The following is an 11,275-nucleotide window of genomic DNA, read 5'->3' on the forward strand; positions in this document are numbered from 1 at the left end:
TTTCATCTCCTTCTAAAAAATTATACTACTTATGCAAATTTCAGGGAAACGACTTTCGAAATTCCTGCTTCTTCCATCGTGATACCGTAGAGAATATCTGCCTTTTCCATTGTCTGTTTATTGTGAGTAATAACTATGAGTTGTGATTTCTCCTTCATGCTTTCAAGTAATTTTCCGAATTTATAGACATTTTCGTCGTCAAGTGCAGCATCTACCTCGTCGAGGACATAAAAAGGCGTTGGATTGACCTCAAATATTGCAAATAGAAACGCAAGTGCAACAAGAGTTTTTTCCCCTCCTGAAAGAACACTCAGCGGCTGCTTTTTCTTGAAAGGAAGCCTTACGCTAATTTCAACACCTTTTACCTCAGAAAACTCATCCAGGACTTTCTCTATTTTTGCCTCACCTTCTCCGAAAATTTCAATAAAGATTCTTTCAAAGTGTGTGTTTAGGGCATCAAAGGTTGTATCAAATTTATTTTTTATGGTAGTTTCAAGTTCTTTTATGTATTTTTCAAGTTCCCTTTTTGAACTTACTATATCGTCAAAAACTGTCTTCTTCTCCTCATAGTTTGCCTTAAGTTCGTTCTCCTTATCGATAGATGTAAAGTCAAGAGGTTGAAGTTCCTCAATTTCCTTTCTAAGTTTCTGAATTTCGCTTTTAAGACTCTCTTCCTTCAAATCCGAATCTACATGCCTCTCTTTAAGTTCTTTCTCTTCCATTTCGCTTAACAAACTGCTAATACTTACTTCTACCCTTGCAATGTTAAGTTCAATCTTCTCTATCGCAGCATGAATCGACTCCTTCTGATCATTCAACTCCTCAAGACGAATCCTCAAATTTGCTTCATTTTCTTTTACCGAACTTACTTCGCTTTTTACGCCATCAATCTCATGAGTTGCGCTCACAAGGTCTAATTCCAATTCATTTAAAAGAGTTATAAGATTATTTAATTCGTCTTCAAAACCTTCAAGCTCCTTTGAAAGTTTTTCACGCTTAACTTCCAATTCTTCTACTTCTCTATCGATACTTGAAATTCTCCTCTTTAGCTCCTCTGTATTTTTATTTATGCTTTCTATTTTCAATTCTAATTCCTTTTTCCTTAGCATTAATTTTGATATCTCTTCACGCAGTTTTTCAACTTCACTTCTAATACTTGTAAGTTTTGTTGTATCGAAAGTTATGCGATCCAGGAGTTTTCTTGTGCGCTCTTCTTTCAAGCCTGAAAGGATATTTTCAAATTTCTCCACATCTTTTTTGATATTCTCAAACTCTTCTGTAAGTCTTGCCCGTTCCATTAACAACCTTTCAATCTCTTTCGCCTTTTCAAGCTCCGAAAGAAGTAACACCTTCCTGTTTTCAAGGACATTAAGGTTTTCTTTTTCAACTTTTAAATTTTCTTTTAAGCCTGATAACTCGCTTAGTAATGCATTATATTGACGCTCTTCCTCTATGTTTATGCCAGAACTTTTTTCGACTTCAAAAGGAGAAAGGACGATAAAACCATCGCCTGTTACAATCTCGCGGATATGTGCAATCCCTTTATAATCATTGAACTTTTTAATCGCTTCTTCAAGCGTATCTGCGTAATAAATGCCTGTAAGAAACTTGTTTTCTACACCCAGAATCTTAGAAATCGGGGTTAAACCGTCCACTTCGGGTTGGGGATTTTCTGCAAATGCCTCAACAAAAAACCTTTTGCCGTTTTTGTTTCTTATCTCATCAATGGAATTTACTATAACACCTTCTAAGTAGTCTTTCAGACCAAAAAGATTTTTACTTATGTGAAGAGTTTTCCCGAGGCTTCCATCGGAAAATGTTGCAACTTTTGCGCTTTCAAGAAGATCCTTCAGGCTTTTTATTCTAAATTCGAGCACTGCAATTTCTTTTTCTTTTTCCTGAAGTGCCTTCTTTTTCGCATCGATCTCTATATCAAGTTGCTGTAACTTTTCTTTAATCTCGTCAATGTTCACTCTCTCAAGGGTCTTTAAAGGCTCAAGTTTTCTTGATATTTCCTGTAATTTTCGGTTTCCTATCTCAACTTCTTTTTCGAATGCGCTAATTTTCTTCTCTATTGCAATTCTTTCAGACTCTCTTTGCTTGAGTTGTTCGCTAAATTTGTTATACTCCTCTTCAACAACCGCAAGTTCGTTTTTCTTCATTGTGTATTGAGATTTAAGAACATTCTCGTCGTTCTCAAGTTTTAGTAAGTCATCCTTTAACTTTTCAAGATCCAAATTGTTTTTTTCGATATCAGAAATAAGATAAGATTTTGTTTTTAGTAGCCGTTCTTTTCTCAGGTTTAACTCTGTAAGTTCGCTTTCCTTAAGTTCAATAAGGTTTTTAGTTGAATCAATATTGCTTGAAACTTTGTTCTTCTTTATGTTAAGTTCTTCCCTTTTTTCCGTTAGGAGCTCCAATTTCTTTTGCGCTTCTTGAAGCCTTGAGTTAACTTCCTCGTACTGACCTTTAATTTCAAGAAGGTGTTTTTGAACATCACTTTCCTCTTTCTTTTTTTCTTCAAGCCCAATCTTTAACTTTGAAAGTTCTTCCCTTAATTTTAAAAGCCTAAAGCTGTATAACTTTTCCTCAAGCACCTTTAAATCAGATGTAAGAGCATAGTATATATGGACTTTCTTTGCTTCCCTTAAGACTCTATCGTATTCGGTTTTAATTGATGTTAAAACAACCGATGCCTTTGCAAGGTTATCTTCTGTTTCTTCGAGTTTCTTTTTTGCTTCCTCTTTTCTTTTTCTTAAGTCCGTAATGCCTGCAACTCTATCGATTATAGCCTTTTTCTCTTCGGGCTTTGAAAGTAAAATCTCTTCGATACGCCCCTGCCCAACAATTGCATGCGTAAGTCCAAAAATGTTAGAAGACTTAAAGATTTCCTGCACATTTTGAAGGCTTGAGTCATTTCCATTTACGATGTATCTTGTCTCCTTGCCTCTTACAATCCTTCTTTCGATAATTACCCTGGGCGTCTTTATGGGGAGAGTTTTATCCTCGTTATTAATTACAATCTTTACGGATGCGATATTCATCGGCTCTTTGCTTGTAGAACCTGCGAAAATGAGATCAGAAGACTCGGAAGCACGCAGAAGCGAAAGCCTATTTTCTCCAAAGAGAAATCTTATTGCATCAACGATATTACTCTTGCCAGACCCATTAGGCCCAACAATACAGGTTATTCCCTTAGAAAGGATAAACTTTGTATTATTTACAAATGTTTTAAATCCATAAATTTCAATACTTTCAATGTACATTATAGACCCTTAATATACCCCGTCTCATCTATGTCGAGTTTTATCGCAAGGGGTTCTTTTGGAAGCCCTGGCATTGTATTTATCTTGCCAAGGATTGGAACTATGAAGTTTGCACCTCTTAGGGCATGCACCTCTTTAACAGTCACAGAAAAACCCTCTGGACGACCTATTAGCTTTGGGTTATCGGAGAGAGATGATTGCGTCTTAGCCATACATATAAAGGCATCATCCATACCAAGTTTTGCAATTTCTTTAAGATTTGCTTCTGCTTCTTCCGTGTAATTAACCGAAACTGCACCATACATTTTTGTTGCAATCTTGTATATTTTGTCTTTAACAGGCTCGTTAAGCTCGTATAGATAATTTGGAACTCTCTCTTCTGCATTTTCGATAACTGCCTTTGCAAGTGCTTCTCCTCCTAAACCACCTTTCTCAAAAACTTCTGATAAAGCAAAAGGAACATTAATTTCATTTAGAAGCGCTGAAACCGTATCAAGTTCTTTTTGAGTGTCAGAAGGGAACTTGTTAAGTGCAACAACAACATTAACGCCAAAGGTTCTCATATTCTCGATATGCTTTTTGAGGTTTTCGAAACCTTTTTTCAGTGCTTCGATATCCTCTATTTTTTCGTCCTTCTGACCGCCATGATACTTTAGAGCCCTTATTGAAGCAACTATAACTGATAGAGAAATTTTTATGTTACCAAGCCGTGAGACAATATCAATGAACTTTTCGCCACCAAGGTCAGTTGCAAAACCGCCTTCAACAAAAACATAATCTGCAAATTGCTGCGCAAGTTTTATAGATATAAGTGAAGCAGTTCCATGTGCTATATTTGCAAAAGGTCCTGTATGAATGAATACAGGGTTGTTTTCGAGGGTTTGAACAAGATTTGGATTTATTGCGTTTCTTAGAATTACTGCCATTGCACCTTCGGCTTTTAAGTCCTTTGCAAAAATGGGTGTCCTTTCATAGGTTAACCCTACATAGATTTTGGAAAGCCTTTCCTTAAGGTCATTCAAATCCATAGACAGACCTAAAATTGCCATTACTTCAGATGCAACAGTTATGTTAAAGCCATCCTCTCGAGGAATGCCATTTTCAATACCGCCAAGCCCAACTACTATATGCCTCAAGGCTCTGTCGTTCATATCCATCACTCTTCTAAATTTGACCCTCCGAGGGTCAAGATTAAGAGGATTGCCCTGGTAGATGCTGTTATCAATCATTGCTGAAAGAAGGTTGTTTGCATATTCCACCGCTGGAAAATCTCCGGTGAAAAGGAAGTTAATATCTTCCATTGGCACAACCTGTGCTCGCCCTCCACCAGTTGCTCCACCCTTTACACCAAAAATAGGTCCCAAAGATGGCTGCCTTATTACACCTATCGCCTTGTAGCCCAAGAGGTTCAATGCATCCGTTAAGCCAATTGTTGTGGTAGTTTTTCCTTCACCGTGAGGAGTTGGAGTCATTCCCGTAACAAGCACAACCTTGCCCTGAATTCTATCAAGCGACTTTAAAAGCCTATGGTCAATTTTTGCAATGTAATCACCATAAAGTCTTAGCGCATCGTCAGGTACATCGAATTTTCTTGCAATCTTCCCAATGGGCAATAACCTTGCATTCTTTGAAATTTCATAATCACCCATATCTAACCTCCCCTAAATTAGTTTTTCTAAACTATACAAAAAATGTTCAAAACTTGCAATAAACTTTTTCATACTGTTAACGCCCCTTCTTCTTACCTCAGCTGTAAATTGTCCTTTTATAAGGGCTTCCTTTGTTACTCTTTCAAATTCTCTGTAAAACATAATTGCATCACCCAGGGCATTCAAACCTTCGAAGAGCACTTTTTGGTCCAAATTCCCAAGGAAGTGATAGTAACCAAGTAAGTAAACCCTCAAACCATAGAGTGAAGAAAGCTGGTCCCTAATAGTCTTTTTTAAAACAAGTGATAATCTGTCTTCCCTCTCTTTGGATAAATCTCCAAGGTCGTTTAAGAATTCTTTAAAGGCATGCTTTCCGATGTAATAAGAGTTTTTAACATCTTTCTCATAATAATTCTTATGCACTTCATAGATTACTTCAGTAAATTTCGACTTATCGTAGAGTTCGGCTCTGTCAATTTTTCTTGTTTGAAGCTTTACAATACTTGAAGAAGGACTCACTTCGAAGACCTTTTGCTCAAACCTTTCAAATTCGTGCTCGCAAGTTAAAGTGTCTCCAATATCCCCTATAACAAGTATATTTTGTGGAGCGATTATAAAAGGAGGCTCAAGTTGATTAAGAAAATCCACCGAGTAGGTAAGTAATTCAAACCCGAGATACTTTTTAAGTTCTAAGGCAAAATACGGAATGTCTTCATATATGAGCGGGTTCTCAAAATTGTAAACAAACCTCAAGGCAAGTCCCGAAAAAACGGCAAGCTCGTGTACAAGAACGGGTAAGTCTTCCTTAAGAATTATTTTTTCAAGCGCAATAAGAAAATCGTAACTCGGCAAATACTCCGTATTTTTAAGTTTTACCAAAATCTCATCGTAGTCCATTTCGATTAAATTATATGGCATTTTGTTTATTTATTGAAATTAAGTTCAAATCTGGTATTAATGGACAAGAACCTTATCCAGGGAGACCTACAATTATAGAGTACTGGAAAAGAAGAGAAGAGCTTTTAAAGCAAGAGTAATTTCTAAGGATTCTTTTATTAACTTTTAGAAAAACTGCAAAGCAATTCACATAACAGAGAAAACTCTAGTATAATAGAACTATGAAAAAATACAATTTCGATGAGATTATACCAAAACTTGAAAAGTTCGTAGAAGACCTTGGTGTACCTGTTGTAACACGTATAAAAGAAAAAGAACTTGACCCTTTTAAAATCCTTATAGGAACAATTCTAAGTCTTCGAACAAAGGACAAAACAACAGAGGAGGCGGCAAATAGACTATTTTCAGTTGTAAAAAAACCGGAAGACGTTTTGAAATTAAGCGTTGAAGAAATTGAAAAACTCATTTATCCTGTTGGTTTTTATAAAAGGAAGGCAAGACAAATCCAGGAAATTGCTAAAACTATTATAGAAAAATACGGAGGAAAAGTCCCCAACGATATCGAGGAACTTCTAAAGATAAAAGGGGTTGGAAGAAAGACCGCAAACCTCGTTATAACAGAAGCATTCGACGACTACGGAATTTGTGTTGATACACATGTCCACCGCATTTCAAACAGGCTCGGTTGGGTTAAGACAAAAACGCCTGAGCAAACAGAGATGGAATTAAGAAAAATCCTTCCAAAGAAATACTGGAAAAAGATTAATCCAATTCTTGTAACCTTTGGGCAAAATGTATGTAAACCCGTAAGCCCCCTCTGTTCAAAATGCCCGATTGAGGCATATTGTCCAAAAATCGGTGTGGATAAGTCTCGCTAAGGAATTTTGAAAGACTCCCTCTTTGTTGTAAAATAAATCGCTATGAAAAAGCTAATTATTGTTTTCTTAATTACTATTACATTATTCCTTGCAGGTTGCTCACAGTCGGTTAATGTTACTTTTATAGACGAAGTTACTGGAAAAGTTATAACACCTGTTCTTATAAATGGAAAAGAAGTAAGTGGCGCTGTAAAACTCAAGCCAAATACTTATAAGGTTAGCGCAAACCTTTACGAAGAAAAAACCATAAAAGTTGATAATGCCTCAAGTACATTTTTCCTTAAGCCTATTGCATATTTAGTAATTACACCAAATGCAACTATTAACTCAATAGAAATTGACGGAAAAGTATGCGACTTTGTAAAAATTATCCAGAACGGGAAAGAAACTTTTGTAGTCTCACCTGTAGAGGCTGGAACGCACAAAATCACTATCAAAAGTAAATTTTTCATTCCCTATTCGGGTGTTGCTTCTTTTAGTAAAGGAGAAAATGCTCTTTCAGTAACTTTAGAAAAAGACACAGCAACACTCACAGCATACCTTGATACTCTTGAGTTTCCGCTTGATAACACTAACAAAATTATAACTATAAAGATAAAGGGCACTGCAAATAAAAACCCGGTAAACCATGAGTTTTCAATTCAAAAGAAAGGCGATACCTTCACAGTTCAAGATGGCACACTTACCTATACATACAAAAATGGCTCTTTTGAGATAGAAGGGGCCGCTCCCACAGAAGAAGAAATTGCAATTTTACAATATGCAAAGTCTGTAATCGAAGAGTTTTTGAATATGAAAGAGCTTTTAAAAACAATGGATTTGAAAGAAATTTCAGGTGATACTTTTACTTTAAGTAAAGCAGGCTTATATGAAGGAAGAACTATCTACGAAACAGTTTCGTTTAAGGTTAATGGAACAAAAATTTCGCAAATTACTCTGAATATCTTCCAGGAACAAATAAACACGAATTTAACAATAGAAGTGGAGGTAAATTAAAATGGGATTCACACATCTTCATCTTCACACAGAATATAGCCTTCTTGACGGAATGAATAAAATCGAGGAACTTGCACCGCGCATAAAGGAACTTGGAATGGATGCAGTTGCAGTAACAGACCACGGGAACATGTATGGCGTTATGGAGTTTTACGAAACAATGAAAAAGGCAGGCATAAAACCTATAATTGGCGTTGAGGTTTATATTGCACCTAACGGAATTGAAAAGAAAGAAAAAGATGAGGAGAGATTCCACCTTATTCTTCTTGCAAAGAGCCTCAAAGGCTACAAAAACCTTACAAAAATAGTTACAGAAAGTTACATAAAAGGTTTTTACTACAAGCCAAGAATCGACTTCGAAACTCTTAAGAAATATAACGAAGATATAATAGCAATGACTGCGTGTTTGCAAGGAGAAATTTCAGCAAAGGCACTCCGAGGCGACTTACAGGAAGTAAAAAAAGCCCTCTATAAATACCTCGACATATTTGGCAAAGAAAACTTTTTTATAGAAGTCCAGAACCATGGTCTTGAAGAAGAACGGAGAGTTATCGAAGTTGCAAAAACACTACGGGATACAGAAGGCGTTAAATTAGTTGCAACAAACGATGCGCATTACCTGAGAAAAGAAGATGCACATGCCCATGATATTCTTCTATGTGTGCAGACTTTAAGGCCATTTGATGACCCTGAAAGGATGCGTTTCCCAAGTGAGGAATTCTATGTAAAAAGTGAAGAAGAAATGCTATCCACCTTTAAAGGACTCGAAGAAGCAGTTTACAATACAGAACTTATAAAAGAGATGTGTAATATTGAGTTTGACTTTTCTTCGTATCACTTACCTGTTTTCAAAAAAGACGAGAACTGGGACCCCTCAAAAAACAAAGAGTACCTTGAGGAGTTAACATTCAAAGGCTTAAAAGAAAAATACGGAGATAAGGCAAATGAAGTTACGGAGCGAGCTCGCTATGAGCTTGATATAATCGAAAAAATGGGATTTACTGATTATTTCCTCATTGTCCAGGACTTCATAAATTATGCAAGAACAAACGACATCCCCGTTGGACCTGGAAGAGGATCCGCTGCAGGGTCAATTGTTTCCTATGCGCTTGGAATAACAGAAATAGACCCTATCAAATACAACCTCTTCTTTGAAAGATTCCTAAACCCGGAAAGAATAAGCATGCCTGATATCGATGTTGACTTCGGCGATAGAGGAAGAGATGCGGTTATTGAATATGTAAGAAAGAAGTATGGAGAGTCACATGTTGCGCAGATTGCAACTTTCGGCAAGATGGAAGCGCGACAGGTTGTCCGTGATGTGGGGCGTGCCCTGAAGTTTTCATATCAGGAAACAGACAAAATCGCAAAACTTATCCCGCAGGGACTTAAACTTAAAGAAGCACTTCAAACCCTTCCAGACCTTAGAAAACTCTACGAGGACGAGCGATACAAAGAATTATTTGATGTTGCATTAAAACTTGAAGGTGTTGTAAGGAACTTTTCAACGCATGCAGCAGGCGTTGTAATAGGTGATGCACCACTTACCGAGTACTTGCCACTTCAAACTGATAAGGATAATGCAGTAATTACGCAATTCGATAAGGATGTTGTTGAGCACATAGGACTTCTCAAAATGGATTTTCTTGGGATAAAGAACCTTACTATAATCCAGGATACAGTAAACATGCTCAAGGCAAAAGGCATCGAAATCGACATAACAAAAATACCTGAGGATGACAAAGAAACATTTGATATGCTTAAGCGTGGCGATTCTGTAGGCGTGTTCCAACTTGAAAGTGCTGGAATGAGGAGAGTCTTAAAAGGAGTCCAACCTGATAGCATAGAAGACCTCACGGCAGTAGTTGCACTCTATAGGCCCGGCACAATCAAGGCAGGCGGAATAGAGGAATACATAAATAGAAAATCCGGGAAGACAAAAGTCACATATCCACATCCAAAACTCGAGCCAATACTTCAAAACACATATGGCATCATTGTTTACCAGGAACAGGTAATGCAGATCGCAAATGTACTTGCAGGTTACACAATGGCTGAAGCAGACACCCTGAGAAAAGCAATTGGAAAAAAGATTCCAGAGATTATGAAGGCTCAAAGAGATGTCTTTGTTCAAAAGTCTGTTGCAAACGGAGTTGATAAAGGCGTTGCAGAAAAAATCTTTGACCTCATCGAGTTCTTCGCAGGATACGGCTTCAACAAATCTCATGCAGTAAGTTATGCAACGCTTGCATATAGAACCGCATATCTTAAAGCGCACTTCCCAAAAGAATATTTCACTGCAATCCTTAACTCCTATATAGGAAACGAAGATAAAACAAGAGAAACACTTTTAGAAGCAATAAGCAAAGGAATCCCCGTGTATCCTCCAGATATAAATAAGTCTGACGCTATTTTCAAGGTTGAAGGATCAGGTATAAGGTTTGGTTTTCTTGGCATTAAGAATGTTGGTGAAGCAGCCATTAACGAGGTAATAAAAGAGAGAATAGCAAACGGACCATTCTCATCATTTAAGGATTTTGAAAGAAGGACTTCATCCTTCAAGGTGAACAAAAAAGTTGTGGAAAGCCTTATAAAGGCAGGATGCTTTGACTCTCTTGGCGAAGATAGAAAAGCACTCCTCGAAGGCGAATCAAGTGAACATGAATTAACTGTTTCGCTTTTTGGGGGAGCCACCCAACCATCAAAGCCAAAAATACATGCAACACGTGCTGACATTCTTAAATACGAAAAAGAAGCATTTGGATTTTACCTTTCGGATAACCCGATAAATGCATATCTTGGGATTCTTGAAGACCTTGGCGTTGAAACAGTCTCTCAAGTACTTTCGAAATTCAAGACCGCAGATGACGAAAACGAAGAAGATGTTGAAGAAACAATAGAAGAAACAACCATAAGCAAAGTAAAAATAGCAGGTGTTATAAACAACGCAAAAAAATCAAAAACAAAAAACGGAAACTTTATTCTGAGGTTTGACCTTGAAGACGGTGCAAATAAGGTGGGGTGCCTTGTAATGCCTCAGCATCTTGACAAGTTTACGGAATATCTTGATAAAGATGGTGTTGCGATAATTGCAGGAGAGATAAGACAGGAAGAGGATTCAGTTACTCTATTTGCAACCGATGTCGAAAAATTCCTTACAGAAAAGGACATCAAGAAAAATGAAATAAATAACGCCCTTCACATTAAAATCTCAATGGATAATGAGGACTTTGATACAATAAAAGAAAAACTTGTTAAGATAAAGGAACTCGCCGAAAAATTTAAAGGTGATGTGCCGCTTATCCTCCATGTAAAAACCGACGGAGTTGTTGTAAGGATACATCCTGCGCCAAAGTTTTCGGTCATACCGACAAAGGCTTTTATCACAAAGATTGAGGAAATCCTGGGGAGCAACTCCTACGAAATTAAGAGTTTTCTTGAATAGGGTTGAAAAAATATCTTTAATAATGTATAATTCATAGAGTGCCGGAGTGGCGGAACTGGCAGACGCGGCAGACTCAAAATCTGCAGGGGTTCAGAGCCCCGTGTGGGTTCGACTCCCACCCCCGGCACCATTTTAATTTCAAGT

At 37.2% G+C, this 11,275-nt stretch carries 6 protein-coding genes and 1 tRNA gene; 4 read left to right on the forward strand and 3 right to left on the reverse strand.

Annotation, left to right across the window (positions count from 1 at the left end; all coding sequences use genetic code 11):
- Positions 1-29: 29 nt before the first annotated feature.
- Genes JHC30_00125 through JHC30_00135 form a run of 3 tightly spaced genes read right to left on the reverse strand, consistent with a single transcriptional unit; the run spans position 30 to position 5,833 of the window.
- Positions 30-3,266, reverse strand: coding sequence for an AAA family ATPase (locus JHC30_00125; protein ID MCI4462575.1), 3,237 nt, complete (start codon positions 3,264-3,266; stop codon positions 30-32).
- The gene (locus tag JHC30_00130; protein ID MCI4462576.1) at positions 3,266-4,915 is read right to left on the reverse strand and encodes a formate--tetrahydrofolate ligase; all 1,650 of its coding nucleotides are present in this window, start codon (positions 4,913-4,915) and stop codon (positions 3,266-3,268) included. The genes JHC30_00125 and JHC30_00130 overlap by 1 nt, the downstream gene beginning before the upstream one ends.
- 12 nt (positions 4,916-4,927) lie before the next feature.
- The gene (locus tag JHC30_00135; protein MCI4462577.1) at positions 4,928-5,833 is read right to left on the reverse strand and encodes a hypothetical protein; all 906 of its coding nucleotides are present in this window, start codon (positions 5,831-5,833) and stop codon (positions 4,928-4,930) included.
- Positions 5,834-6,033: 200 nt separating this feature from the next.
- Between JHC30_00135 and JHC30_00140 the strand changes: the two genes are divergently transcribed.
- The 4 genes from JHC30_00140 (at position 6,034) to JHC30_00155 (ending at position 11,261) form a co-directional block, all read left to right on the forward strand.
- Positions 6,034-6,690 (forward strand): endonuclease III, encoded by a 657-nt coding sequence (locus tag JHC30_00140; GenBank protein ID MCI4462578.1) that lies wholly within the window; start codon positions 6,034-6,036, stop codon positions 6,688-6,690.
- Positions 6,691-6,732: 42 nt separating this feature from the next.
- The gene (locus JHC30_00145; protein ID MCI4462579.1) at positions 6,733-7,686 is read left to right on the forward strand and encodes a hypothetical protein; all 954 of its coding nucleotides are present in this window, start codon (positions 6,733-6,735) and stop codon (positions 7,684-7,686) included.
- A gap of 1 nt (position 7,687) precedes the next feature.
- Positions 7,688-11,131 carry a DNA polymerase III subunit alpha gene (locus JHC30_00150; GenBank protein ID MCI4462580.1) on the forward strand — a complete coding sequence of 1,148 codons (3,444 nt, stop codon included), beginning with the start codon at positions 7,688-7,690 and terminating at the stop codon, positions 11,129-11,131.
- A gap of 40 nt (positions 11,132-11,171) precedes the next feature.
- Positions 11,172-11,261, forward strand: a tRNA-Leu gene (locus JHC30_00155).
- Positions 11,262-11,275: the final 14 nt, after the last annotated feature.

Source organism: Caldisericum sp., from assembly GCA_022759145.1.
In the GTDB taxonomy this organism is placed as follows: Bacteria; Caldisericota; Caldisericia; order Caldisericales; family Caldisericaceae; genus Caldisericum.

Excerpts from the sequence above, each read along its gene's own strand:
- JHC30_00125 (MCI4462575.1), bottom strand. The coding sequence starts at position 3,266 with ATGTACATTGAAAGTATTGAAATTTATGGATTTAAAACATTTGTAAAT.
- JHC30_00130 (MCI4462576.1), bottom strand. The coding sequence starts at position 4,915 with ATGGGTGATTATGAAATTTCAAAGAATGCAAGGTTATTGCCCATTGGG.
- JHC30_00135 (MCI4462577.1), bottom strand. The coding sequence starts at position 5,833 with ATGCCATATAATTTAATCGAAATGGACTACGATGAGATTTTGGTAAAA.
- JHC30_00140 (MCI4462578.1), top strand. The coding sequence starts at position 6,034 with ATGAAAAAATACAATTTCGATGAGATTATACCAAAACTTGAAAAGTTC.
- JHC30_00145 (MCI4462579.1), top strand. The coding sequence starts at position 6,733 with ATGAAAAAGCTAATTATTGTTTTCTTAATTACTATTACATTATTCCTT.
- JHC30_00150 (MCI4462580.1), top strand. The coding sequence starts at position 7,688 with ATGGGATTCACACATCTTCATCTTCACACAGAATATAGCCTTCTTGAC.